The following is a 25873-nucleotide window of genomic DNA, read 5'->3' as shown; positions in this document are numbered from 1 at the left end:
GCCCGAACCTTGCAGCGTTCAGCAGCTCTCATTCATGCGGCTTCGTGCCCATCACTAAACTGCAACGCCGCCAACCGCGCATACAGCGCATTGCTCGCAATCAACTCCTGATGCGTCCCCACTGCCACCAATTTCCCTTGATCCATCACCGCGATCCGGTCGGCATTTTTCACCGTGGCCAATCGGTGGGCGATGACCAGGGTGGTGCGGTTTTTCATCAGGCTCGGCAGGGCTTGCTGGATCAGGTGTTCACTCTGTGCATCAAGGGCGCTGGTGGCTTCGTCGAGCAACAGGATCGGTGCGTCCACCAGCAGCGCCCGTGCGATGGCCAGGCGTTGGCGCTGGCCGCCGGACAACCCGAGGCCGCCGTCGCCGAGGTGTGTCTGGTAGCCGTGGGGCATTTGCTCGATGAAGTCGTGTGCGTAAGCGATTCTCGCCGCTTCCTGGACTTGGGCCAGGGTCGCTGTCGGGTTGCCGTAGCGGATGTTCTCTTCGATGCTGCCGAAGAACAGCGCCGGATTTTGCGAGACCAGGGCGAAGCAACGACGCAGGTCGAGCGGATCGAGTTGGGTCAGCAGCACGCCATCCAGCAGGATCTGTCCCGAGGCAGGATCGTAAAAACGCAGCAGCAGGTCATACACCGTGGATTTACCGGCACCGGACGGACCGACAAGGGCGAGGGTTTCGCCCGCATTGATGGTCAGGCTCAGGCCATCCACGGCATAGCTGTCTGGACGCGACGGGTAGGAAAAGCGCACGTCTTGGAGCGACAGATCGCCCTTCACCCGATCAGGCAAAGTGACCAAACCTGAGGTGGGCGCCTGAATGATGTTTTCAGAACGAAGCAATTCGGCAATCCGTTCGGCAGCGCCTGCCGCACGCTGCAACTCACCTATCACTTCGCTCAACGTGCCAAAGGCACTACCGACGATCAGGCTGTAGAAAACGAATGCCGCCAGCTCACCTGCCGAGATCCGTCCGGCGATCACGTCCATACCGCCGACCCACAGCATCACCCCAACCGCGCCCAGTACCAGCACGATCACCAGCGTAATCAGCCAGGCTCGTTGAAAAATGCGTTTGCGCGCCGTGTTGAACGCCTCCTCCACTGTCACAGCGAAGCGCTGCTCGTCCTGAACCTGATGGTTGTAGGCCTGCACGGTTTTGATCTGGCTGAGGGTTTCGGAGACGTAGCTGCCAATGTCGGCAATGCGGTCCTGGCTGAGGCGCGACAGGCCGCGTACCCGACGGCCGAAAATCAGGATCGGCGCGATCACCAGCGGCAACGCTACCACCACGATGCTGGTGAGTTTGGGATTGGTGATAAACAGCAAGACAATCCCGCCGATCACCATCAGCAAATTGCGCAAAAACAGCGACAACGAAGAACCGATCACCGATTGCAGCAACGTGGTGTCGGCGGTCAGCCGTGACTGGATCTCGGAGCTGCGATTGTCTTCATAGAAGCCCGGATGCAGATAAACCAGATGATTGAACACTTGCTTGCGGATGTCCGCGACCACGCGCTCGCCGATCCACGACACCAGATAGAAGCGCGCAAAGGTGCCAACCGCCAATCCGACCACCAGCAACATGAACAGGCCGATGGTCTGGTTGAGCAAATGCGCCGATTGGGTCATGAAACCCTGATCCACCAACAAGCGAATGCCCTGCCCCATCGACAAGGTGATGCCGGCGGTGATGATCAGGGCGAGCAAGGCGCCGAAGGCCGGCCAGCGATAAGGTGCAAGAAAACGGCTGGTCAGGCGAATCGCACGGCGGTGACGGGCAGAGAGCATCGGGTTATCCAGTACGCAATTGATGGGGCCAGCCTATACCGCTTAAGTGGGGTGGAACTCTGTAAATCACAATGAGTCAGGTTAATTATGACCACAACGACTAGCGCCTAGACGCTATTGGTCTAATGTCCGGGTGGCAACACTGCGCTATTTCTGGTGGACTGATGTTGCCGCCCTGGAAAGATCGCAGGGAGTTGTCACAGCCCGGTCACCTGGCGGTTTTAAAGTAGGTACACAACCTGATGAGGAGACAGGCCATGTCCTTGCAAAACAGCAGCGAAGACAAAATTGAAGTGATCCGCACGCAGCCAAACCAGTCTCTGGGTTGCTCGATTATTGATAAGGAAGGGCGCGAAGTACCGATCACTGAAGACATGATCCAGCAAGCCTGCAGCGAACTGGAAAAGCGATTGGTCAAGCCTGCCGAACAAAAGTGATATAGCCACCGTCTTCTTTGACCCGGCCCTGATGGCCGGGTTTTTTATGGGTGATGATCCGGGAGTTGCGGTGCGGCTATTCGCGGGCAAGCCTCGCTCCTACAGGTCGTGCGTCAATTTCGGAGTCGCGTTCATCCCGTAGGAGCGAGGCTTGCCCGCGAAAGGGCCGACTCGGTCTCTAAACTGCCGTTGCACCCAACGCCGCCACTATCTTCAACAACTCAGGCGAACGCCCCTCTATCCGCACCGTCAACCCATCAATCTCCCGCCGCTGCGGGTAATGCTTGCGCAACGCATCAAACGCCGCACGCTGCTCGCTCACATTGCCTACAAGGCTGCGACGGAAATCCGCATCGTCCCGGCGCGGGTCGTACACACCGCGGCACAGCATCGCCAGCGCCCAGGCTGGATCAGTTTCAGCATGTAAGGTCACCTGCGACACCCATGGCGCCGGCAGCAAATCGCTCAAACTGACCTGGGCCGGTTGCCCGATAAATTCGCAATAGGCCTGGTAGATCTGCGCCGTCCCTCGCTGCTTGCCATCAAGGCTATAACCGGCAATGTGCGGCGTCGCCAGCACGCAGAGTTCGGCCAGCGCCACATCGACTTCAGGCTCGCCTTCCCAAACGTCGAGTACCGCTTGCAGGTCTTCGCGCTGCAACAACACCTGGCGCAGGGCGGCGTTGTCCACCACCGGGCCACGACTGGCGTTGATCAGCCAGGTGCCCGGCTTGAGTTGGTTCAGACGGTTTTTTTCGAACAGATGCCAGGTCGATTGTGAGCCGTGTTTCTTCAAAGGGGTGTGCAGGCTGATGACGTCGCACTGCTCGATGATCTGTTCGAGGCTGACGTAATCGCCACCTTCAGCGGCTTGCCTTGGCGGATCACAGACCAGCACGTTCCAGCCCAGGCCTTTCAAGACGTTGACCAGTCGACCGCCGACTTCACCGGCACCGACCACGCCGTAAGTGCGACGGGTCAGGTCAGCGCCTTCGATTTCGGCCAGGGTCAGCAAACTGCCAAGCACGTAGTCGACCACGCCACGGGCATTGCAGCCGGGCGCGCTGGACCAGGTAATGCCGGCCTGCTGAAAGTAATCCAGATCCAGGTGATCAGTGCCTATGGTGCAGGTGCCGACAAAGCGCACCTTGCTGCCTTCGAGCAACGCGCGATTGACGTTGGTCACCGAACGCACCAGCAGTACATCGGCCTGCTCGACGGTGGCGCGGTCGATGGAACGTCCCGGCACCCGGCGGATTTCGCCGAAACCTTCGAAAAAGGCATCGAGCAGCGGGATATTTTCGTCGGCAACAATCAGCATGGCAGGCTCCTTTGGCGGGTTGGCAGTGTAGGCGGAGATGACCATTGTGGGCCAGCAAGCATTGCGCGCCCGCTGTAGCAGCTGGCGAAGCCTGCGTTCGGCTGCGTAGCAGTCGTGAAATCAGACGCTGCGGTGATTCAGGAAAACCGCATGCTCAGGTCTCGCGACTGCTTCGCAGTCGAACGCAGGCTTCGCCAGCTGCTACAAGGTTGCGTCGCCACAGGGAGGTCGCTACGTTCGAAAACCGATTACAAATAGGTAACACAGGACTTTTCCTGACCACTGCGTCAAGGCGTAGAATGCGCCGCCTCGTGCATCAAAATCTCTGGACGTTTCGCCCTTGAATTCCGTGACTGACCGCCCCGCCGCTATTTCCCTCTCCCGCCCGGCCCGGGTTCGCCTGGAGCTGAAAAACCTGCTCGGCCTGGCGCTGCCGATCATGATCGCGCAACTGGCGACCACCGCCATGGGCTTCGTCGATGCGGTGATGGCGGGTCGGGTCGGCCCGCGTGATCTGGCGGCCGTGGCGCTCGGCAACTCGATCTGGGTTCCTGTGTTTCTGTTGATGACCGGCACCTTGCTGGCCACCACCCCGAAAGTCGCCCAGCGCTTCGGTGCCGGCACCCACAGCGAAATTGGTCCGATCGTGCGTCAGGCGTTATGGCTGGCCTTGGTGGTGGGTTTGATGGCGACCGGCATGCTGTTCAGTGCCGAACCGATCCTGCACATGATGAAGGTCGACCCCGAACTGATTGGCCCGTGCATGCAATATCTGCACGGTATCGCCAGCGGCCTACCCGCCGTCGCCCTCTACCATGTGCTGCGTTGTTTCAGTGATGGCCTCGGGCGTACGCGTCCGGCGATGGTGCTGGGTCTGTGCGGGTTGGCGTTGAATATTCCGCTGAACTACATCTTCATCTATGGCCACTTCGGTGTACCGGCCATGGGCGGTGTCGGTTGCGGCTGGGCCACGGCGATTGTGATGTGGGTGATGGCACTGGGCATGGCCGGCTGGGAACGCTGGGCTCCGGCCTATCAGTCGAGCCAGTTGTTCAGCCGTTTTGACTGGCCGCAATGGTCGGTGATCAAACGCCTGCTGGGCATCGGCCTGCCCATCGGCATCGCGGTGTTCGCCGAGTCGAGCATCTTCGCCGTGATCGCCCTGCTGATCGGCAGCCTCGGCGCCACCGTGGTTGCAGGACACCAGATCGCCCTGAACTTCAGCTCGCTGGTGTTCATGATCCCCTACTCCCTCGGCATGGCCGTGACCGTGCGGGTCGGCCAGGCGCTCGGTCGCGAGGAGCCGCGTGAAGCGCGCTTCGCTGCGGGTGTCGGCATGGGCACGGCGCTGGCGTATGCGTGTATTTCGGCGAGCATGATGCTGCTGTTGCGCGAACACATCGCAACGATCTACACCGCCGACCCGACGGTGATCCGAGTGGCGGCGATGTTGATTGTGTATTCGGCGCTGTTCCAGTTTTCCGACGCGATCCAGGTCACTGCGGCCGGCGCACTGCGCGGCTATCAGGACACTCGGGTGACGATGATCCTGACGTTGTTCGCCTACTGGGGGATCGGTTTGCCGGTGGGTTACGCGCTGGGCCTGACCGACTGGTTCGGCACGCCGAGCGGCCCGAGCGGGCTGTGGCAGGGTTTGATCGTGGGCTTGAGTTGCGCGGCGCTGATGCTGTCGATCCGCCTGACGCGCAGTGCACGCAAGCGGATCCGCATCAGTCATTCGGCGGGTTAAGCGAGTTTCTTGCGGATCCAGTAGAGGTAGGTGCCTGCCTCTTCATGCTGCCCGACCAGTTCGTGATCCAGAAACACGCAAAACTTGGGAATGTCGCGACGGGTCGAGGGATCGGTCGCGATTACCTTGAGCAGGCCGCCGGGTGCCAGGTCACGGATGTGCTGGTGCAGCATCATCACCGGCTCCGGGCAGTTGAGGCCGGTGGCGTCGAGGGTGCCGTCTACCGGCGTATCAATCATTTCACTCATGATTCACTCCTGAAACTTGCCGGCATTGTCGCGCATTGCCGGGTGTTCGGTCATCTGTGTCGTACACCGCCCCGCCCATGTAGGAGCGAGCGGTGCGGCGATCCGACTTGCCCGCGAAGGCGTCCTTGAAGACGCCAAAAGCTTCGCGGGCAAGCCTCGCTCCTACAGGGTTGTGTGGCGCCCCGCAAATACGAGGGTAAGCAGTGTGTATTAGCGGGATTTGGGTTTCTTTACGTCAATCCGGCGCAGGTGGCAGGTCACTTCTTCACGGTCGTGATACAGCTGCTTACAGCCGATCTCGACCCGAATGCCACGCTCCTTGAACCCGTCGGCGATGCGCTCCAGCAAGCGTTTCACTTCGGCGTAACGCTGTTTCATCGGCAACTTCAGGTTGACCACCGCTTCGCGGCAATGGCCCTCGCCAATCCACTCTTCCAGCATCGCGGCGTTGCGCGCCGGTTTCTCGACGATGTCGCAAACCATCCAGTCCACCGGCTGCCGGGGTTTGTAAGTGAAACCGTCGGCCATTAAGTGCTGCACCAGTCCGGTGTCCATCAGGCTTTCGGCCATCGGACCGTTGTCGATGGCGGTCACCAGCATGCCGCGGTTAACCAGTTGCCAGGTCCAGCCGCCGGGGGCGGCACCGAGGTCGACGCCGGTCATGTCGCTGTGCAAGCGCTCATCCCACTGATCGCGAGGGATGAAGTGGTGCCACGCTTCTTCCAGCTTCAGCGTCGAACGGCTCGGGGCTTCACGGGGAAACTTCAGGCGTGGAATGCCCATCGGCCACATCGCCGAGTTGTTGGACTCGGCCAGGCCCATGAACACTTCGCGGCCGCTTTTGAAAGTCAGCAGCAGACGCGGCTTGTGGGCGTCCTCCACCAGCTTGCCGGCCGCCATCAGGGCTTTGCGCAGGTGGCCTTCGAATTTCTTGCAGAAGTTCGACAGTTCCTTGCCATCGTTGGTGTCGACCATTTCCAGCCACAGGCTGCCGCACAGCGGGAAGTCCGCCATGTGCGCGAGGATCACGCTGATACGGTCGGTTTCCGGCAGGTCGATGAAGATCCCGCGAGCCCATTGGCGTGGGAAGATCAGCTCGGCGAAACGCTGGCCGCGCATCAGGCGCTCGGCGCCGTCTTCTTCGGTGCAGATGAATTCGGCGCAGGCGCTGGCGGTCTTGGCCTTGGCATAACCGGCCACGTTCAGCCGCGCGGCGTGTTCGGAAATCTCGGAACAGACTTCGCCTTCGAAGCCCGGCCGGCAATGCATAAAGAGGGTGTTCATTCTTACTCCTGGGCAGTTGGCGAAGAATTCAGCCACTGCGCGATGCCCAGACTTGCGTTGAAGCAAAGCCTGTCACGAAAACCGGCGCATGATAGCCGAGTTCGGAACCCAGGGTCTGTTAACGCTTGCTGACGACCGCGACGCTGCCCCATTTGGCGCTGGGCAAGACGCGAGGAACGCAGTTTGGTTGTTCCAAATAAGTTCCGAGCAACGCCGCCCAGCGCCAAATGGGGCGCGTCCCTTCGGGTTGCGCGCCAAAGTGTGCGAGGCTGCGTTGCGGGATTTGCTAAGGGAACAACCATTGGCGGCATCCCGCGCCTTGCCTCGCGCACTTTGGCATCGCAACGCGGCTCGTCAGCAAGCGTTAACAGACCCTGAGACTTGGCCATAGAGTCCAGTTATTAGCTTTAACGAATGAACAGGGCTAGGTTAAGGGCTCTGTCTGTCCCGTCAGTCCGTAGCCGTGCGGACCCAAAGGAGTCATTTCAATGCCGTCCCTCGATAGCCTGAAAACCCTTAAAACCTTACAAATCGACGACAAGACCTATCACTATTTCAGCTTGCCGGATGCCGCCAAAAGCCTGGGCGATCTGGACAAGCTGCCGATGTCGTTGAAAGTGCTGCTGGAAAACCTGCTGCGCTGGGAAGATGAAAAAACCGTCACCGGCGCCGACCTTCGGGCAATTGCCGCCTGGCTCAAGGAGCGTCGCTCCGACCGCGAAATTCAATACCGTCCCGCGCGGGTATTAATGCAGGACTTTACCGGCGTTCCCGCCGTGGTCGACCTGGCCGCCATGCGCGCCGCCATGGCCAAGGCCGGCGGCGACCCGCAGCGTATCAATCCGCTGTCACCGGTGGACCTGGTGATCGACCACTCGGTGATGGTCGACAAATTCGGCAGTTCCAGCGCCTTTGAACAGAACGTCGACATCGAAATGCAGCGCAACGGTGAGCGTTACGCGTTCCTGCGCTGGGGCCAGAGCGCCTTCGACAACTTCAGCGTGGTACCGCCGGGCACGGGCATTTGCCACCAGGTCAATCTGGAATACCTGGGCCGCACGGTCTGGACCAAGGACGAGGACGGCCGCACCTACGCCTTCCCCGACACCCTGGTCGGCACCGACTCCCACACCACCATGATCAACGGCCTCGGCGTACTCGGCTGGGGCGTCGGCGGGATTGAAGCGGAAGCGGCGATGCTCGGCCAGCCGGTGTCGATGCTGATTCCGGAAGTGATCGGCTTCAAACTCACCGGCAAGCTCAAGGAAGGCATCACCGCCACCGACCTGGTGCTGACCGTCACGCAGATGCTGCGCAAGAAAGGCGTGGTCGGCAAATTCGTCGAGTTCTACGGTGACGGCCTCGCCGATCTGCCGCTGGCCGACCGCGCGACCATCGCCAACATGGCCCCTGAGTACGGCGCCACTTGCGGCTTCTTCCCGGTGGACGACATCACGCTCGAGTATCTGCGGCTGTCCGGTCGCCCATTCGAAACCGTGAAACTGGTCGAGGCCTACAGCAAAGCCCAGGGCCTGTGGCGCCTGCCGGGCCAGGAACCGGTGTTCACCGACACGCTGGCGCTGGACATGGGCAGCGTCGAAGCCAGCCTTGCCGGGCCGAAACGCCCGCAGGACCGGGTATCGCTGCCGAATGTCGCGCAAGCGTTCAGTGACTTCATCGACCTGCAATTCAAACCCACCAGCAAGGAAGTCGGTCGCCTGGAAAGTGAAGGCGGCGGTGGCGTGGCGGTGGGCAATGCCGATCTGGCCGGTGAGGCTGATTACGAATACGACGGCCAGATCTATCGATTGAAAAACGGCGCGGTGGTGATCGCCGCGATCACCTCCTGCACCAACACCTCCAACCCGAGCGTGATGATGGCCGCCGGGCTGGTGGCGAAGAAAGCCGTGGAGAAAGGCCTCAAGCGCAAACCGTGGGTCAAGAGTTCCCTGGCCCCAGGCTCAAAAGTGGTCACCGACTACTACAAGGCTGCCGGCCTGACCCAATATCTGGATGAGCTGGGTTTTGCCTTGGTCGGCTACGGCTGCACCACTTGCATCGGCAACTCCGGCCCCTTGGCGGAGCCGATCGAAAAAGCCATCCAGGCTGCCGACCTGACTGTCGCCTCGGTGCTGTCGGGCAATCGTAACTTTGAAGGTCGGGTGCATCCGCTGGTGAAAACCAACTGGCTGGCGTCCCCGCCACTGGTCGTGGCCTATGCGCTGGCGGGAACGGTGCGGACCGACATCAGCAGCGAGCCATTGGGCAACGACAAGGACGGCAATCCGGTTTATCTGCGGGACATTTGGCCGAGTACCCAAGAGATTGCCGACGCGGTCAATCAGGTCAACACCGCCATGTTCCATAAGGAATACGCCGAAGTGTTTGCCGGCGACGAGCAATGGCAAGCGATTGAAGTGCCCCAAGCGGCGACGTATGTCTGGCAGGACGATTCGACTTACATCCAGCATCCGCCGTTCTTCGATGACATCGGCGGCCCGCCGCCCGTGGTCAAGGATGTCGCCGGTGCCAGGGTCCTCGCGCTGCTCGGCGATTCGGTGACCACCGACCACATCTCCCCCGCCGGCAACATCAAGGCCGACAGCCCGGCCGGTCAGTACCTGCGCGAGAAAGGCGTGGAACCCCGGGACTTCAACTCCTACGGTTCGCGTCGCGGCAACCACGAAGTGATGATGCGCGGCACCTTCGCCAACATCCGCATTCGCAACGAGATGCTCGGTGGTGAAGAAGGCGGCAACACGATCTACATTCCGACCGGGGAGCGGATGCCGATCTACGACGCGGCCATGCGCTATCAAACGTCGGGCACGCCGCTGGTGGTGATCGCTGGTCAAGAATACGGCACCGGCTCGAGCCGCGACTGGGCGGCCAAGGGCACCAATCTGCTGGGTGTGAAAGCGGTAATCGCTGAAAGCTTCGAGCGGATTCACCGTTCCAACCTGGTGGGCATGGGCGTACTGCCGTTGCAGTTCAAGCTGGATCAGAACCGCAAGAGCCTGAACCTGACCGGCAAGGAGACGCTGGACATCCTTGGTTTGACGGGCGTGGAGTTGACGCCACGGATGAACCTGACACTCATCATCACCCGCGAGGACGGCAGTCGCGAGAAAGTCGAGGTGTTGTGCCGAATCGATACGCTCAACGAAGTCGAGTACTTCAAGTCAGGGGGGATTTTGCATTACGTGTTGCGGCAGTTGATTGCGTCGTAACGCCTGCTGACACAGACACCGCCTTCGGGCGGTGTTTTTATTGGGGCCTGTTTATAATCGCACCCCGCTAACATTGCACACTTTGTGGCGAGGGAGCTTGCTCCCGCTCGACTGCGAAGCAGTCGTAAAACAGGCCGATGCGATCTGATTGAAGTATCAGGTCACCGGGTTTGGGGCTGCTTCGCACCCCAGCGGGAGCAAGCTCCCTCGCCACAAAAGTTCTTCACCCTCTAAGGACTACTTTATGCTCGCCCTGCCATGGACTTACCTGGCCCTTCTCTCCCTCGGCTACGCCCTCGCCCTGACCTACGGCCAACTCGGCTGGCTGGCCGGCATCTCCGTCGCGCTGCTGCTTGTCGCCGGTTTCGCGGTCCGTCAGCAAAAGATTCCCGTCGCTCGCTACCTCGGCCACGCCGTGTTCATCATCCTGGCCCTGGCCCTGGCGATGCACTGGCTACCCGGTTTCTACAACGGTCGCGGCATCGACCCGCAACGCTTCACCGATGACGCCGTGCCGTTTTCCATGTACCTGAATCAGGACAAACCCCTGATCGGCTTTTGGCTGTTATTGGTTTGCCCGTGGATTGTCGGCCGGCGCTCCCTGCGCCTTTCAGCTTATGCCACAGCACTCGCCCTGACTCTGAGCGCCGTGCTGGCCTTGGGTGGCGCACTTGTGCTGGGTGTGATCAGTTGGGCACCGAAGTGGCCGGATCAAGCCGGGTTGTGGGTGCTGAACAATCTGCTGCTGGTCACGCTGGTGGAGGAAGCGCTGTTTCGCGGTTATATCCAGGGCGGTCTGAGCCGGCAGTTCAAACACCTGCCCTACGGTGAAAACCTGGCGCTGCTGCTCGCATCGCTGTTGTTCGGTCTGGTGCATGTGGGGGCGGGTTGGCAATGGGTGCTGCTGGCGGGTCTGGCAGGTGTCGGCTATGGTCTGGCCTACCGTTTTGGCGGTTTGGGGGCGGCCATCGCCACCCACTTCGGTCTGAACCTGCTGCATTTCGCACTGTTTACTTACCCGATGCTCGCCGGCTGATGCAATGGCCGTTTTGCGACGCGCCGCTGATTATTGAAAAATAATTTCAATTAAATCCCGACGCCGCCGACAACCTCTCAAAGCCTTGCGGATTGAAAAAGCCATGCGTAACAACCAGCCCACCACACAACGCGAACGGACCTTCCCGGCTCAGCAACGGTTGATTTCCACCACCGATGCCAAGGGCGTGATTACCTACTGCAACGACGCCTTCGTCGAGATCAGCGGGTTTTCTCGCGAGGAACTGATCCGTGCGCCGCATAACCTGGTCCGTCACCCCGACGTCCCGGCCGCGGTGTTCGCGCACATGTGGGGCACACTGAAACAAGGCTTGCCATGGATGGGCATTGTCAAGAATCGCTGCAAGACCGGTGACCACTACTGGGTTAACGCCTATGTCACTCCGGTTTTCGAAGGCAATCAGGTTGTCGGTTACGAGTCGGTGCGGGTCAAACCCACCGCCGAACAGATCCAGCGTGCCGAAGCGCTCTACCAACGCATCAACCAGGGCAAGTCTGCGATTCCTTCCACCGATAAATGGCTGCCGGTGCTTCAGGACTGGCTGCCATTCATTCTGGTCAGCCAGCTGAGCTTCATGATCGGTGCCACGCTCAACTCCCAATGGGGCTTCGCCCTCGCCGCCGGTCTTTCGGTGCCGCTGGGCCTGTTGGGCTTGAGCTGGCAACAGCGCGGCCTCAAGCGCCTGCTGCGCCTGGCCGAGCAGACCACTTCCGACCCGCTGATCGCGCAGATGTACACCGACAGTCGTGGCGCCCAGGCACGTCTGGAGATGTCGATTCTCAGCCAGGAAGCGCGTCTGAAAACCTGCCTGACCCGTCTGCAAGACACTGCCGAGCACCTGAGCGACCAGGCCAAACAATCCGACACCCTGGCTCACAGCAGCTCTACTGGTCTTGAACGTCAGCGCGTCGAAACCGAACAAGTGGCCACCGCCGTCAATCAGATGGCCGCCACCACGCAGGAAGTCGCCAGCCACGTTCAGCGCACCGCCGACGCCACTCAGGAAGCCAATCGCCTGACCGGTCGCGGTCGCGACATCGCCGGCGAAACCCGCGAAGCCATCCAGCGCTTGTCGGTGGTGGTCGGTGAAACCGGGCTGACCGTGACCCAACTGGCCAAGGACAGCGACGAAATCGGCGGCGTGGTCGATGTGATCAAAGGCATCGCCGACCAGACCAACCTGCTGGCCCTGAACGCCGCTATCGAAGCCGCGCGTGCCGGCGAAATGGGCCGTGGGTTTGCGGTGGTGGCTGACGAAGTGCGCCAACTGGCACAACGTACCAGCGAATCCACCGGGCAGATTCACGCCCTGATCGCCAAGCTGCAACAGACTGCCAGCACCGCAGTGCAAACCATGGAAGCCGGGCATCGCCAGGCCGAAGAAGGCGTGGCGCGGGTACTGGAAGCGGATCAGGCGCTGGTGGGGATCAGCGAAGCGGTGGCCAACATCACCGACATGACTACCCAGATTGCTGCCGCGACTGAAGAGCAGAGTGCGGTGGCCGAGGAAATCAGCCGCAACATCAGCAACATCTCGCAACTGGCTGACCAGACGTCGGAACAGGCACAGCACTCGGCGTTGTTGAGTGAAGAGCTGACCAAGACCGCGAATACCCAGTATTCGTTGGTGGAGCGGTTTAATCGCTGATTGAATTGGTAATGCAAAAAACCCGGATAGCGAGAGCTTCCGGGTTTTTTATTGTGGCTCACCGCGTGACTACACATAGGGGCGCCATGCCCTACAAACAGGCCAGAATCCGCTGACTGGTGCACTTTTTGGGTCGGCTCTATCGTTTGCCGGTAGAAACCCAATCCCTTAAGCTGGTCAGCATGAATACATCTCCTTTGGAGGCTCCGATGGCCACCACCAGAAAGATCGACAAGCCGGTCAAAAAAGTCGTTCGCGATGAACTGACTTTTCTTGATGTCCGGCAAGCCGCGCGTGATGGGCAGAAAGCGTTCGATAAATATGTGATCACTGGCAAGCTACCCATAACAAAGTAGCCATAGATGCCAGCCGTCAAAATCTCTGCGCTTTTTGAACAAATCAGCAATTGGAAAAACTTCGCCGCTCATTTTTATAACTACAAAGTGTGCGGTGAACTGCCCGCTATTTTCGGACGAGACGAACGACTCGACCTCAGCGATATGCACCACATCCACCTGGCCAGCACCCAAGCGATCCAGGCACGATGGGCAAAAATAGACCGCCAGTATTATCGAACTGCCCTGGTTGACGATCCTGACAACGACTTCTGGCTTATCTACGCCTATGACGCTTTCCGGGATGAATACCTTTTGCTGACGATCACTGGCCCGGATGCCCATAACCGGAGTGAGTGGGGCTCATTCCTGCGCACCGTGCATTGCGAGATTGTTGAGCCATGGGTTGTGGGAAAAGTCATCTACCTGGATCTCGATGACTTCTGACCAACAGGCTGGCCAGTTCTCGGAGCGCGCATTGAGTGGGGTGATAACAAAAAAACCGGATAGTGAAAGCTATCCGGTTTTTTTTGTTTTTGATTTGGTGTTATTCGCGGTTACTGCGGCAAACGGAGCCTGTCCAGCAGTCGATTCACCAGCAGCTCGTTCAACATGATCAGTTGTTGCAGCGCCAGCAGCGGCTTGCGCTCCGGGCCTCTCACCGAGTTGGCGATATTGCCGGCCATGGCGTTGGCTGACGACAGTGATTCACTGGCTTCGACGAGCAGCGTTTCGTCATCGAGCGTGGGATCGACCATGTAGATGGGACGGGCCTTGGGTGGAAAGTACTTCGGAATTTCAGTGCCGAGGTAAAAGTCGAGTGCGCGGTCGGCGGCTTCTTTTGTCTTTTGAGACTCGAGCGCTGGGTCGTTGGAGGTTGGATCGGTTTCTGGCGGGTTGGGTGTGGCTTTGAACATGGATAAAACTCCAATTCGAAAAAATGGGAGCCATCACCCTCGCTACCAAACGGCGGGTGGCGGCCATGCGCGGGTTGGTAGACCGGTCGAATTGGGAAACCCGGCGCTCACGAATGAGCCCCACGCATGCCCACCATAAAATGCTGAACCTCAAAAAAGAGACAGCATTGAAGGTGTCGCAATAACCACAACTCGAATCGGGCTACCAAACCCGATCACTGTTTTCAGTGACAGGGAAACGATATAGCCCTCTCCAAGCCGCGTAAGCCGGCGGATTCTGGCGTAGCCGTAGGCAACGACGCAAGGTGTTGTAGCCCTTATGGCGTAACGGTTCGTGTACTTTAAACGTGGTCGCCCAATCGTGTTTATTCGCTGGAAATGCCGGGCTGGGGGAGCTTTCAGTTTTGGTGGCGTGTCAGTGAAACCTTCCCCCTCACTTAGCCCTCTCCCCGTGGGAGAGGGGACTGACCGAGGTGTTTGGGCGAGGTACGCCGACGTGGGATATCGAGTTGAACTCAGGTTTTGATCAGCACTTCAATCGGTTCCTAACCACTCAACACGATGAGCGTTAGCTCGAGTACCGCTTTTGATCTTCGGGCGACGTCGGAAGGCTGAGTGGAGGGATTTATCCGGGGGTGGGAGCGCAGCGACCGTTTGGCGAAGCCAAACACATCGAGAGGAGGTGCAGCGAAGCAAACCGTAGGCGATGCCCCCCGGATGAATCCCGGAGCGAAGGAACCCCGAGCCCCAGCGAGCGGGCCGAACGTAGGAGCAAGCCTTTTTTTGCTTACTTTTTTGAGGCGTTTGTCAAAAAAGTGAGTCGCCGTAAGGGCGAAACCCTAAGTGGCCTTAACCGCAGCAACGGATATGTACACAGATCGAAAAAGGTGGCGGGTTCAAAATCCATCCCCCTCACCCCAGCCCTCTCCCCCAAGGGGGCGAGGGGGAAAGGGAGCCGATCTTCATGCGGTTCAAAATCTCGATCAGTGCTTGAGAAACTCGGCCACCTTCTGCGCGGCGCTAGCCAAATGCTGCTCATGCGTAAACCCGGAAACCTTGAGCGGCTTCAAATCATGATCCCCGGCCGCCAACCAAAACACCTCGATACTCGGCGATAACGAATACCCCTCAACCGCCTCCCGATTACCGAGAGCATCCCGCTCGCCTTGCACGATCAACGTCCGAGTCCGTAAAGAAGCCAAATGCTCGACCCGAGGTTTCTCCGGCTTACCCACCGCATAAAATGGATACCCCAGACACACCAGCGCGTCCGCTTCCAGCTCATCTGCCAAAAGACTGGCCATCCGCCCGCCCATGGACTTGCCGCCAATGGCCAAACGCCCAGTGACATGGCGTCGCACCTCGGCATACACCTCACGCCAGCATTCCAGCAGTTTCGGTGCCGGATTCGGTGGGCGCTTGCCCCCGTCAACACGCCTTTGCGCCATGTACGGAAACTCGAAGCGCACCACGTTGACGCCTTGATCGGCAAGGCGCGCAGCCATGTCGCTCATCCAGCCGCTGTCCATCGGTGCGCCGGCGCCGTGGGCGAGGATCAGGGTTGCCGATGCAGGTCCAGAGGCGGCATTCCATAACCATCCATGATCCCGCACACACTGCGCCCATTGATCCCCGTCAATACTGGCCTTGTGCTCTTTGTCCATGCTTGCCTCGCTTTTAGTCTGCCTATAACTCCAGGCGAAGGACGCGCTGCCTTTTTGTTGCGAGCGCGCTCACTTCGGCTGAACCGTGGATGGGGAACCATGAACACTTCTATCAGTACCGCCTACAACTACAAGGTGGTCCGCCAATTCGCCATTATGACGGTGGTGTGGGGCATCGTCGGCATGGGGCTCGGGGTTTTTCTCGCCGCCCAATTGGTCTGGCCGGAACTCAACTTCGATTTGCCGTGGACCAGTTTCGGCCGGTTGCGCCCGCTGCACACCAACGCAGTGATCTTCGCCTTCGGCGGTTGCGCCCTGTTCGCCAGTTCGTTCTATTCGGTGCAACGCACCTGCCAGACCCAGTTGTTCGCGCCGAAAATCGCCGCGTTCTGTTTCTGGGGCTGGCAAGTGGTGATCCTGCTGGCGGCCATCAGCCTGCCGTTGGGTTACACCAGTTCCAAGGAATACGCCGAGCTGGAATGGCCGATCGACATCCTGATCACCATCGTCTGGGTTGCCTACGCCATCGTGTTCTTCGGCACATTGGCCAAGCGCAAGACCAAACACATCTACGTCGGCAACTGGTTCTTCGGTGCGTTCATCATCACCGTGGCGATTCTGCACATCGTCAACAACCTTGAATTGCCGGTGAGTTTCACCAAGTCCTACTCGGTGTACGCCGGTGCGACCGATGCCATGGTCCAGTGGTGGTACGGCCACAACGCCGTAGGCTTTTTCCTTACCGCCGGTTTCCTCGGGATGATGTACTACTTCGTGCCGAAACAGGCCGAACGTCCGGTGTATTCCTATCGCTTGTCGATCGTGCACTTTTGGGCACTGATCACCCTCTACATCTGGGCCGGCCCGCACCACTTGCACTACACCGCGCTGCCGGACTGGGCGCAGTCGCTGGGCATGGTGATGTCGCTGATCCTGCTGGCGCCAAGCTGGGGCGGGATGATCAACGGGATGATGACGCTTTCGGGGGCCTGGCATAAGTTGCGCAGCGACCCGATCCTGCGCTTCCTCGTGGTGTCCCTGGCGTTCTACGGCATGTCGACCTTCGAAGGGCCGATGATGGCGATCAAGACGGTCAACGCCCTCTCCCACTACACCGACTGGACCATCGGCCACGTTCACGCCGGGGCACTCGGCTGGGTGGCGATGATTTCCATCGGCGCGCTGTACCACATGATCCCGAAAATCTTCGGTCGCCCGCAGATGCACAGCATCGGCCTGATCAACGCGCACTTCTGGCTCGCCACCATCGGCACCGTGCTCTACATCGCGTCGATGTGGGTCAACGGCATCGCCCAGGGCCTGATGTGGCGCGCAGTCAACGAAGACGGCACGCTGACCTACTCCTTCGTCGAAACCCTGGTGGCCAGCCACCCAGGCTTCGTCGTGCGACTGGTGGGCGGTGCGATCTTCCTCAGCGGCATGTTCCTGATGGCTTACAACACCTGGCGCACCGTGCGGGCCTCGCAGCCTGCCGAAGTCGCCGCTGCCGCGCAGATGGCCTGAGGAGTCCGCCATGAAACACGAAACAATCGAGAAAAACGTCGGCCTGCTGTTGCTGCTGATGGTCCTGGCCGTGAGCATCGGCGGTCTGACCCAGATCGTCCCGCTGTTCTTCCAGGACGTGACCAATAAACCGGTGGAAGGCATGAAGCCCTACACCGCGCTGCAACTGGAAGGTCGCGACATTTACATCCGCGAAGGCTGCGTCGGTTGCCACTCGCAGATGATCCGGCCGTTTCGCGCCGAGACCGAACGCTACGGGCACTACTCGGTGGCCGGTGAAAGCGTCTGGGATCATCCGTTCCTGTGGGGTTCCAAGCGCACCGGTCCGGACCTGGCCAGGGTCGGCGGTCGCTATTCCGAAGACTGGCACCGCGCGCACTTGTACAACCCGCGCAACGTGGTACCGGAATCGAAAATGCCGGCCTACCCGTGGCTGGTGGCAAACCAACTCGACAGCAGCCACACCAAAACCAAGATCAAGGCCATGCGAACCCTCGGCGTGCCGTACACCGACGACGACATCGCCGGCAGCGTGGCCTCGCTCAAGGGCAAGACCGAAATGGACGCACTGGTCGCCTACCTGCAAGTGCTCGGCACTGCCATCAAGAGCAAGAGGTGAGCCATGGCCATACCCTTTGAAATAGTGAGCGAATTGAGCAGTGGAATGATCCGCGGCCTCGGCACGGTCGTGGTGTTCGTGGCCTTCGTCGGCCTGACGTTGTGGGTGTTCAACAGCAAGCGCAATCCGGATTTCGCCGAAGCGCGTTTGCTGCCATTCGCCGATGATCCCCTGGCCGACGACGCCACCCAAGAACCTGAAACAAGGAGTACCCGGCCATGACCACCTTCTGGAGTACGTGGATCTGCGTACTGACCATCGGCAGCCTGATCGGCCTGACCTGGCTGCTGATCGGCACCCGCAAGGGCGAAACCAAGGGCAGCGTCGACCAGACCATGGGCCACAGCTTCGACGGCATCGAGGAGTACGACAATCCGCTGCCGCAGTGGTGGTTCATGCTGTTCGCTGGCACGTTGGTGTTTGCCGTGGGTTACCTGATCCTTTATCCGGGCCTGGGCAACTGGAAAGGCGTCTTGCCGGGTTACGAGGACGGCTGGACCGGCGTTCACGAATGGGAAAAGGAGATAAACAAGGCTGATGCGAAGTTCGGACCGATCTTCGCCAAATTCGCCGCCATGCCCGTTGAAGAAGTCGCTCAGGACCCGCAAGCGCTGAAAATGGGCGGTCGTCTGTTCGCCTCCAACTGCTCGGTGTGCCACGGCTCGGATGCCAAGGGTGCCTTCGGCTTCCCGAACCTGGCCGACAGCAACTGGCGCTGGGGTGGTGATGCCGAGATGATCAAGACCACGATCATGGGCGGTCGCGTGGCGGCAATGCCGGCCTGGGGTGAAATCCTCGGTGATGCCGGCGTGAAAAACGTTGCCGCGTATGTGCGTCATGAGCTGGCCGGCCTGCCATTGCCGGCTGACGACACCGCCGACCTGCAAGCCGGACAGCAAGCGTTCAGCACCACGTGCGTAGCCTGTCATGGGGCAAAGGGCCAGGGCACTGAAGCCATGGGCGCGCCAAACCTGACGCAACCGGCCGGATTCATCTACGGTACAAGCCTGGCACAGCTGCAACAGACCATTCGTCATGGCCGCCAGGGCCATATGCCGGCGCAGAACGAATTGCTCGGCAACGACAAGGTGCAATTGCTCGCCGCTTACGTTTACAGCTTGTCGCACGGTCTGAGCACCGAGCGCTTGCAAGCCGAAGGCAAACGCGAATAAATCTCGACCGCTCTGCTGCCGCATTCTCCCGGATGCGGCAGTTCCCTGCCTCTTTGCGACCAAGTGTCGCACCCCTCCGTTGGTCCTCCTTTCGATTCCCCGGATTCGGGTCTAAGCTTGTTCCGATGCGAACTGGCATGAGCCGGTTCCAGGTCGACTCAACCCGATGTGTTCGACGAATCTGCTCGATGACAAGCCGCAAAGGCTGGTAGATACCGGCTGTCGTGCCGATTGCCATCGATCACCTGAACGTTGTGTTTGAACACACCCCGTAACAACTGACCTGACCCCCTCACACTTTTCGTTCGCTGCGACATTTTGTCCGAGGCCGATTTTGTCCTTACGCGGCGCATGGAAAGGCCGCAGAATCAGCTTTGGAAAGCATTGACCCAGGTCATGGCGCGTTGCAATGACCCCCCGCTTTCTACATACTTGCGGCCGATTTTTACTCCTAATAAAACACCCAAACCGTGGAACCTTAGAATGAGCACAGCAATCAGTCCGACTGCTTATAACTATAAGGTAGTCCGCCAGTTCGCCATCATGACGGTGGTCTGGGGGATCCTTGGCATGGGGCTTGGTGTCTTCATCGCCTCACAGCTCGTATGGCCGGAATTGAACTTCGGCCTGCCGTGGACGACCTTTGGACGCTTACGCCCGTTGCACACCAACCTGGTGATTTTCGCCTTCGGTGGTTGTGCTCTGTTTGCCACTTCTTATTACGTCGTGCAGCGAACCTGCCAAACGCGACTGATTTCCGACAGCCTCGCCGCCTTCCACTTCTGGGGATGGCAAGCGGTGATCGTTGGTGCAGGCATTACCTTGCCGCTGGGTTACACCACCACCAAGGAATACGCTGAGCTGGAATGGCCTCTTGCAATTTTGCTGGCCATTGTCTGGATCGTTTACGCATTGGTGTTCTTCGGCACCATCGTCAAGCGCAAGACCAAGCACATCTATGTGGGTAACTGGTTCTACGGTGCCTTCATCGTCGTGACGGCGATGTTGCACATCGTCAACCACATGTCCCTGCCGGTCAGCCTGTTCAAGTCCTACTCTGCCTACTCGGGTGCGACTGACGCGATGATCCAGTGGTGGTACGGCCACAACGCGGTTGGTTTCTTCCTGACCACGGGCTTCCTGGGGATGATGTACTACTTCGTTCCGAAGCAGGCCGAGCGTCCGATCTACTCCTATCGCCTGTCGATCGTGCACTTCTGGGCGCTGATCACCCTGTACATCTGGGCCGGTCCGCACCACCTGCACTACACCGCTCTGCCAGACTGGGCTCAGTCGCTGGGCATGGCGATGTCGATCATCCTGCTGGCTCCGAGCTGGGGCGGCATGATCAACGGCATGATGACCCTGTCGGGCGCCTGGCATAAGCTGCGCACCGACCCGATCCTGCGCTTCCTCGTGGTATCGCTGGCGTTCTACGGCATGTCGACCTTCGAAGGCCCGATGATGGCCATCAAGACCGTGAACTCGCTGTCGCACTACACCGACTGGACGATCGGCCACGTACACGCCGGTGCCTTGGGCTGGGTTGCGATGATCTCGATCGGCGCCATCTACCACATGATCCCGAAACTGTTCGGTCGCGCGCAGATGCACAGCATCGGCCTGATCAACACGCACTTCTGGCTCGCGACCATCGGTACCGTTCTGTACATCGCTTCGATGTGGGTCAACGGCATCACCCAGGGTCTGATGTGGCGTGCAATCAACGACGACGGCACCCTCACCTACTCGTTCGTCGAAGCCCTGCAAGCCAGCCACCCTGGTTTCATCGTTCGCGCTCTGGGCGGTGCGTTCTTTGCCAGCGGCATGCTGTTCATGGCCTACAACGTATGGCGCACCGTACGTGCCTCGAACCCGGCTGAAGCCAAAGCCGCTGAACAGATTGCTGTAGTTGGAGCTCACTGATGAAGCATGAAGCAGTCGAGAAGAACATTGGCCTGCTGGCCTTCTTCATGGTTATCGCCGTCAGCATCGGCGGCCTGACCCAGATCGTTCCGCTGTTTTTCCAGGACGTCACCAACAAGCCGGTCGAAGGCATGAAGCCTCGTACCGCCCTTGAAGTCGAAGGACGTGACGTCTATATCGCCAACGGTTGCGTCGGCTGCCACTCGCAGATGATCCGCCCGTTCCGTGCTGAAACCGAACGTTACGGCCACTACTCGGTTGCCGGTGAAAGCGTCTGGGACCACCCGTTCCTGTGGGGTTCCAAGCGTACCGGTCCGGACCTGGCCCGTGTCGGCGGTCGTTACTCCGATGACTGGCAGCGTGCGCACTTGTACAACCCGCGCAACGTGGTGCCTGAGTCGAAAATGCCAGCCTACCCGTTCCTCGTGGAAAACAAGCTCGACGGCAAAGACACCGCCAAGAAACTGGAAGTCTTGCGCACGCTCGGCGTCCCTTACACCGACGAAGACATCGCCGGCGCCAAGGATGCTGTGAAGGGCAAAACCGAAATGGACGCGCTGGTGGCCTATCTGCAAGGCCTGGGCACCATCATCAAAAGCAAACGGTGATTTAGATGGATATCGGGATGATTCGTGGCCTGGGCACCGTTGTTGTGATGGTGGCCTTCATCGGACTGGCGCTGTGGGTGTTCAGCCCCAAGCGCAAGTCGGAGTTTGAAGACGCGACCTTGCTGCCTTTCGCGGATGATCCCGAAGCCATCAAGCACGTCGAGCAAGCTTCTAGGAGTAACAAAGAATGACTACGTTCTGGAGTCTGTACGTCACAGTCCTCAGTCTCGGCACCATCTTCGCCCTGACCTGGCTGCTGCTGTCTACCCGCAAGGGCCAGCGCGCCGAGCAGACAGAGGAAACGGTTGGCCACTCCTTCGACGGGATCGAGGAGTACGACAACCCACTGCCGAAATGGTGGTTCATGCTGTTCGTGGGCACCATCATCTTCGCCCTGGGCTACCTGGTGTTGTACCCGGGCCTGGGTAACTGGAAAGGCCTGCTGCCCGGCTACAACTACCTGGATACCGAGAAGCAGACCGCGTTCGCCAACGGCCAGACCGGCTGGACCGGCGTTCACGAGTGGGAAAAGGAAATGGCCAAGTCGGACGCCAAGTTCGGTCCGATCTTCGCCAAGTTCGCCTCCATGCCGATTGAAGAAGTCGCCAAGGACCCGCAAGCCCTGAAGATGGGTGGCCGCCTGTTCGCCTCCAACTGCTCGGTCTGCCACGGCTCCGACGCCAAAGGCGCTTATGGCTTCCCGAACCTGACCGACGCCGACTGGCGCTGGGGCGGTGAAGCGGAAACCATCAAGACCACCATCATGGGCGGCCGTCACGCGGTCATGCCGGCGTGGGCTGACGTGATCGGCGAGCAAGGCGTTGCGGACGTTGCTTCGTTCGTGCTGACCAACCTCGACGGCCGCAAAATGCCGGAAGGCACCAAGGCCGACCCGGTTGCCGGCCAGAAGCTGTTCGCCGCCAACTGCGCGGTGTGCCACGGCCCGGCAGGCAAAGGTACGCCAGCGATGGGCGCACCTGACCTGACCCACCCGGCCGGGTTCATCTACGGTTCGAGCTTCGCTCAACTGCAGCAGACCATCCGTTACGGCCGTCAGGGCCAGATGCCTGCGCAAGAACAGCTGCAAGGCAACGACAAGGTTCACCTGCTGGCCGCTTACGTCTACAGCCTCTCTCACGGTGAGAAAGCGCCGGCGGAAGACGCTCAGTAAGGCAAACGCTTGATGCAACAACAAACGGCCCCGCCAATGTGAATTGGCGGGGCCTTTTTTTTTGCCCCTGAAGTCCGCCCCCCAGCGACCAGCGGTAGCAACGCGTCCCCTTTCATGGTTGCGACCCGGCCCCGCTGGTAGTAACGTTTCTACAAAGTACTTCAGGAGGGCAACCAGGATGGCCATCACCACCATTTCCAGTCGTGAATTCAACCAGGACACAAGCAGTGCCAAAAAAGCCACGCGTCAGGGTCCGGTAATCATCACCGACCGTGGCAAGCCAGCCCATGTACTGCTAAGCATTGAGGACTACCAGAATCTCACCGGCAGCAACGCCAACATTGTCGATCTATTGGTGATGCCGGAAGCGGCAGATATCGAGTTCGAAACCGAGCGCGCCGTGATCACTCATCGACCCGTGGACCTGTCCTGATGTTTCTACTCGACACTAATGTGATTTCTGAACTACGCAAACCCCGGGCGGACGCAAACGTCGTCGCCTGGGCCAAAAGTGTCATCGCGCCACGTATGTTTATTTCGGCCATTACCCTAAAGGAGCTGGAGACCGGGGTTCTGCGAATGGAGCGTCGTGACCCCGCGCAGGGAAAGGTTTTGCGTACCTGGCTGAAGCGACATGTCATGCCAGCCTTCGATGCCAGAATCTTGCCGGTCGACGCCGCCGTGGCCCTGCGCTGTGCCGGTTTGCATGTGCCAGACAGCGCAAATGAAAGCGATGCCCTGATTGCAGCGACTGCCCTGGTTCATGGTTTGACGGTGGTCACTCGCAATATCGGCGACTTTCAATCCAGCGGCGTTGCCCTGATCAATCCATGGGCCGATTGAAACGTCGGCACTCGTAAAACCGTCCATAATTCACAAGTCAATTGATTCAAGTCATTACACCGTCAGTTGATTTCTACCAACGTGACCAAAGGTCGCACCCTTGAGTTAGAGCGACAGGCGTATCATTGCGCCACTGCAACACCTCTTTTTGACCGCGGTCGGCATGTACTGACCGGGGCATTTTTCCACTGCCGTGGGATGCAATGATGAGTAATCAGATTCCGGTACACGACGTTACACCGCCTGCCAAGAACGCGAGCGTCGACCTCTACGCCTCACGAGAAAAGATCTACACCCGCGCCTTCACCGGCCTGTTCCGTAACCTGCGAATGATGGGCGGTGCCGGGTTGTTTCTGCTGTATTTCGGTACGGTCTGGCTGAACTGGGGTGGTCATCAGGCCGTCTGGTGGAACCTGCCGGAGCGCAAATTCTTCATCTTCGGCGCGACCTTCTGGCCTCAGGACTTCATCCTGCTCTCAGGGATTTTGATCGTCAGCGCCTTTGGCCTGTTCTTCATTACCGTGTATGCCGGCCGAGTGTGGTGCGGTTATACCTGCCCTCAGAGCGTCTGGACGTGGATTTACATGTGGTGCGAAAAGGTCACCGAAGGCGACCGCAACCAGCGCATCAAGCTCGACAAGGCGCCGATGAGCGCCAACAAATTCCTGCGCAAATTCAGCAAACACACGATGTGGCTGTTGATCGGCTTCGTCACCGGCATGACCTTCGTCGGTTACTTCTCGCCCATTCGCGAACTGACGATCGATTTTTTCACCGGCGAAGCAGATGGCTGGTCGTATTTCTGGGTCGGTTTCTTCACCCTCGCCACCTACGGCAACGCTGGCTGGTTGCGCGAGCAAGTGTGCATTTACATGTGCCCGTATGCGCGCTTCCAGAGCGTGATGTTCGACAAAGACACGCTGATCGTTTCCTACGATCCGCGCCGTGGTGAAAGCCGTGGCCCGCGCAAGAAAGGCATCGACTACAAGGCCCAGGGCCTGGGCGACTGCATCGATTGCACCATGTGCGTCCAGGTCTGCCCGACCGGTATCGACATTCGCGACGGCCTGCAGATCGAATGCATCGGCTGCGCGGCGTGTATCGATGCCTGCGACAGCATCATGGACAAGATGGACTACCCGCGCGGCCTGATCAGTTACACCACCGAGCACAACCTGTCCGGGCAAAAAACCCATAAACTGCGCCCGCGCCTGATCGGCTATGCCGTGGTGTTGCTGGCCATGATGGGATTGTTGGCCGGTGCGTTCTTCATGCGTTCGCTGGTCGGTTTCGACGTCAGCAAAGACCGCGTGCTGTACCGCGAGAACGCCGAAGGCCGGATCGAAAACGTCTACAGCCTGAAGATCATGAACAAGGACCAGCGCGACCATACCTACGTGCTGGAAGCCTCCGGTTTGCCGGACCTGCAACTGCAAGGCAAGCGTGAAATCAAAGTCGCTGCCGGGGAGATTTTCAGCCAGCCGGTCGAACTGTCGATCGCACCGGAAAAACTGCCGTCGAGCACCAACGAGGTGAAATTCATCCTCAAGGATGCCGACGACGACAGTATCCACGTTGAAGCCAAGAGCCGATTCATCGGCCCACAAATTCGTTGAGAGAAGTGATCATGCCCGCAGCAAACGCCGCAAGCCCTTGGTACAAGCATCTTTGGCCGTGGATCATCATCGCCATCCTGGCCTGTTCCGTGACCCTGACCTTGTCCATGGTGACGATCGCGGTGAACAACCCGGATAACCTGGTCAACGACAACTACTACGAGGCCGGCAAAGGCATCAACCGCTCACTTGATCGCGAGTTGCTGGCCCAGACCCTGCTGTTGCGAGCCAGCGTTCACCTGGATGATGTGACCGGCGAAGTCGACCTGCGCCTGAGCGGCAACAGCCAACCAAAGACCCTTGAGCTGAACCTGATCTCGCCGACCCAGCCGGAGAAAGATCGCAAGATCACCCTGGCCCGCAGCGAAACCGAACAGGGCCGTTACATCGGTCAGTTGAGCGACAAGGTTGAAGGCCGCCGCTTTGTTGAATTGCTGGGCACTCAGGACGACCACATCTGGCGCATGTTCGAAGAAGAACTGGTCAGCCATGATAAAGACCTGCTGCTCGGGGATGAGCCGCTGCAAGGCGCGGAAGACCTGAAGAAGTAATTTCCGGTGAATACGGTCAACTGTGGCGAGGGAGCTTGCTCCCGCTGGGGTGCGAAGCGCCCCTGAAACCAGCAAACCGATTCTTTCAGGCATCGCGAGTTCGCAATAGCGACTGCTTCGCAGCCGAACGGGAGCAAGCTCCCTCGCCACAAT

General features: G+C 59.5%; 25 protein-coding genes. 19 read left to right on the top strand and 6 right to left on the bottom strand.

Annotation, left to right across the window (positions count from 1 at the left end; genetic code table 11):
* Positions 1–32: 32 nt before the first annotated feature.
* Entirely contained in the window at positions 33–1799 is a 1767-nt protein-coding gene (locus ACYZTY_RS08120; protein WP_461958014.1) for an ABC transporter transmembrane domain-containing protein, read from the bottom strand.
* Between the two features lie 257 nt (positions 1800–2056).
* Between ACYZTY_RS08120 and ACYZTY_RS08115 the strand changes: the two genes are divergently transcribed.
* Positions 2057–2236, top strand: coding sequence for a PA1571 family protein (locus ACYZTY_RS08115; protein WP_461958013.1), 180 nt, complete (start codon positions 2057–2059; stop codon positions 2234–2236).
* Positions 2237–2414: 178 nt separating this feature from the next.
* Here the strand turns inward: ACYZTY_RS08115 and pdxB are convergent, their stop codons facing one another.
* Positions 2415–3557, bottom strand: a complete 1143-nt coding sequence (gene pdxB, locus ACYZTY_RS08110; protein WP_461958012.1) for a 4-phosphoerythronate dehydrogenase PdxB — start codon at positions 3555–3557, stop codon at positions 2415–2417.
* 340 nt (positions 3558–3897) lie between these two features.
* Here pdxB and ACYZTY_RS08105 point away from each other — a divergent pair, with 340 nt between their 5' ends.
* Positions 3898–5307 carry an MATE family efflux transporter gene (locus ACYZTY_RS08105; protein ID WP_461958011.1) on the top strand — a complete coding sequence of 470 codons (1410 nt, stop codon included), beginning with the start codon at positions 3898–3900 and terminating at the stop codon, positions 5305–5307.
* On the opposite strand, the gene tusA is transcribed toward ACYZTY_RS08105, so the two are convergent.
* The gene (gene tusA, locus ACYZTY_RS08100; RefSeq protein ID WP_123403368.1) at positions 5304–5555 is read right to left on the bottom strand and encodes a sulfurtransferase TusA; all 252 of its coding nucleotides are present in this window, start codon (positions 5553–5555) and stop codon (positions 5304–5306) included. The genes ACYZTY_RS08105 and tusA overlap by 4 nt on opposite strands.
* 210 nt (positions 5556–5765) lie before the next feature.
* Complete coding sequence (gene rlmM, locus ACYZTY_RS08095; RefSeq protein WP_461958010.1) at positions 5766–6839, bottom strand: 23S rRNA (cytidine(2498)-2'-O)-methyltransferase RlmM; 1074 nt, start codon at positions 6837–6839, stop codon at positions 5766–5768.
* A 488-nt stretch (positions 6840–7327) separates the two neighbouring features.
* Between rlmM and acnA the strand changes: the two genes are divergently transcribed.
* The 5 genes from acnA to ACYZTY_RS08070 all read left to right on the top strand — a co-directional run bounded on the left by acnA (position 7328) and on the right by ACYZTY_RS08070 (position 13556).
* Entirely contained in the window at positions 7328–10069 is a 2742-nt protein-coding gene (gene acnA, locus ACYZTY_RS08090; RefSeq protein WP_461958009.1) for an aconitate hydratase AcnA, read from the top strand.
* 244 nt (positions 10070–10313) lie between these two features.
* The gene (locus tag ACYZTY_RS08085) at positions 10314–11105 is read left to right on the top strand and encodes a lysostaphin resistance A-like protein (RefSeq protein WP_461958008.1); all 792 of its coding nucleotides are present in this window, start codon (positions 10314–10316) and stop codon (positions 11103–11105) included.
* 103 nt (positions 11106–11208) lie between these two features.
* Positions 11209–12774 (top strand): methyl-accepting chemotaxis protein, encoded by a 1566-nt coding sequence (locus tag ACYZTY_RS08080; protein WP_461958007.1) that lies wholly within the window; start codon positions 11209–11211, stop codon positions 12772–12774.
* A gap of 209 nt (positions 12775–12983) precedes the next feature.
* A complete protein-coding gene (locus tag ACYZTY_RS08075) occupies positions 12984–13130 on the top strand; it encodes a hypothetical protein (protein WP_461958006.1) in 147 nt (48 codons plus the stop codon).
* Between the two features lie 6 nt (positions 13131–13136).
* The gene (locus tag ACYZTY_RS08070) at positions 13137–13556 is read left to right on the top strand and encodes a type II toxin-antitoxin system YafO family toxin (protein ID WP_461958005.1); all 420 of its coding nucleotides are present in this window, start codon (positions 13137–13139) and stop codon (positions 13554–13556) included.
* Positions 13557–13666: 110 nt separating this feature from the next.
* Here the strand turns inward: ACYZTY_RS08070 and ACYZTY_RS08065 are convergent, their stop codons facing one another.
* Together ACYZTY_RS08065 and ACYZTY_RS08060 are read right to left on the bottom strand one after the other, a co-directional pair.
* Positions 13667–14026 (bottom strand): DUF6124 family protein, encoded by a 360-nt coding sequence (locus tag ACYZTY_RS08065; RefSeq protein ID WP_461958004.1) that lies wholly within the window; start codon positions 14024–14026, stop codon positions 13667–13669.
* 983 nt (positions 14027–15009) lie between these two features.
* Entirely contained in the window at positions 15010–15690 is a 681-nt protein-coding gene (locus tag ACYZTY_RS08060) for an alpha/beta family hydrolase (RefSeq protein WP_461958003.1), read from the bottom strand.
* Positions 15691–15789: 99 nt separating this feature from the next.
* Here ACYZTY_RS08060 and ccoN (ACYZTY_RS08055) point away from each other — a divergent pair, with 99 nt between their 5' ends.
* The 12 genes from ccoN (ACYZTY_RS08055) (at position 15790) to ACYZTY_RS08000 (ending at position 25720) form a co-directional block, all read left to right on the top strand.
* A complete protein-coding gene (gene ccoN, locus ACYZTY_RS08055) occupies positions 15790–17214 on the top strand; it encodes a cytochrome-c oxidase, cbb3-type subunit I (RefSeq protein WP_461958002.1) in 1425 nt (474 codons plus the stop codon).
* A gap of 10 nt (positions 17215–17224) precedes the next feature.
* Positions 17225–17833, top strand: a complete 609-nt coding sequence (ccoO, locus tag ACYZTY_RS08050; protein ID WP_461958001.1) for a cytochrome-c oxidase, cbb3-type subunit II — start codon at positions 17225–17227, stop codon at positions 17831–17833.
* Positions 17834–17854: 21 nt separating this feature from the next.
* Positions 17855–18055, top strand: a complete 201-nt coding sequence (locus ACYZTY_RS08045; RefSeq protein ID WP_461959271.1) for a cbb3-type cytochrome oxidase subunit 3 — start codon at positions 17855–17857, stop codon at positions 18053–18055.
* Positions 18052–19005 (top strand): cytochrome-c oxidase, cbb3-type subunit III, encoded by a 954-nt coding sequence (gene ccoP, locus ACYZTY_RS08040; protein WP_461958000.1) that lies wholly within the window; start codon positions 18052–18054, stop codon positions 19003–19005. Before ACYZTY_RS08045 ends, ccoP (ACYZTY_RS08040) begins: the two co-directional genes overlap by 4 nt.
* Positions 19006–19488: 483 nt before the next feature.
* On the top strand, positions 19489–20931 hold the full coding sequence (ccoN, locus tag ACYZTY_RS08035) for a cytochrome-c oxidase, cbb3-type subunit I (protein WP_461957999.1): 1443 nt from the start codon (positions 19489–19491) through the stop codon (positions 20929–20931).
* Positions 20931–21539, top strand: a complete 609-nt coding sequence (gene ccoO / locus ACYZTY_RS08030) for a cytochrome-c oxidase, cbb3-type subunit II (protein WP_131059970.1) — start codon at positions 20931–20933, stop codon at positions 21537–21539. The genes ccoN (ACYZTY_RS08035) and ccoO (ACYZTY_RS08030) overlap by 1 nt, the downstream gene beginning before the upstream one ends.
* A gap of 5 nt (positions 21540–21544) precedes the next feature.
* The gene (locus tag ACYZTY_RS08025) at positions 21545–21730 is read left to right on the top strand and encodes a CcoQ/FixQ family Cbb3-type cytochrome c oxidase assembly chaperone (RefSeq protein ID WP_003175465.1); all 186 of its coding nucleotides are present in this window, start codon (positions 21545–21547) and stop codon (positions 21728–21730) included.
* Positions 21727–22710, top strand: coding sequence for a cytochrome-c oxidase, cbb3-type subunit III (gene ccoP, locus ACYZTY_RS08020; RefSeq protein WP_461957998.1), 984 nt, complete (start codon positions 21727–21729; stop codon positions 22708–22710). Before ACYZTY_RS08025 ends, ccoP (ACYZTY_RS08020) begins: the two co-directional genes overlap by 4 nt.
* Before the next feature lie 178 nt (positions 22711–22888).
* Positions 22889–23143, top strand: coding sequence for a type II toxin-antitoxin system Phd/YefM family antitoxin (locus tag ACYZTY_RS08015; protein WP_461957997.1), 255 nt, complete (start codon positions 22889–22891; stop codon positions 23141–23143).
* Positions 23143–23553, top strand: a complete 411-nt coding sequence (locus ACYZTY_RS08010; protein WP_461957996.1) for a PIN domain-containing protein — start codon at positions 23143–23145, stop codon at positions 23551–23553. The genes ACYZTY_RS08015 and ACYZTY_RS08010 overlap by 1 nt, the downstream gene beginning before the upstream one ends.
* A 206-nt stretch (positions 23554–23759) precedes the next feature.
* On the top strand, positions 23760–25169 hold the full coding sequence (gene ccoG / locus ACYZTY_RS08005) for a cytochrome c oxidase accessory protein CcoG (protein WP_461957995.1): 1410 nt from the start codon (positions 23760–23762) through the stop codon (positions 25167–25169).
* An 11-nt stretch (positions 25170–25180) separates the two neighbouring features.
* A complete protein-coding gene (locus tag ACYZTY_RS08000) occupies positions 25181–25720 on the top strand; it encodes a FixH family protein (protein ID WP_109628930.1) in 540 nt (179 codons plus the stop codon).
* The last annotated feature ends 153 nt before the right edge of the window (positions 25721–25873 follow it).

The sequence above is a fragment of the Pseudomonas sp. LB1P83 genome, assembly GCF_054897885.1.
This window is presented reverse-complemented; position numbering and strand designations above follow the sequence as displayed.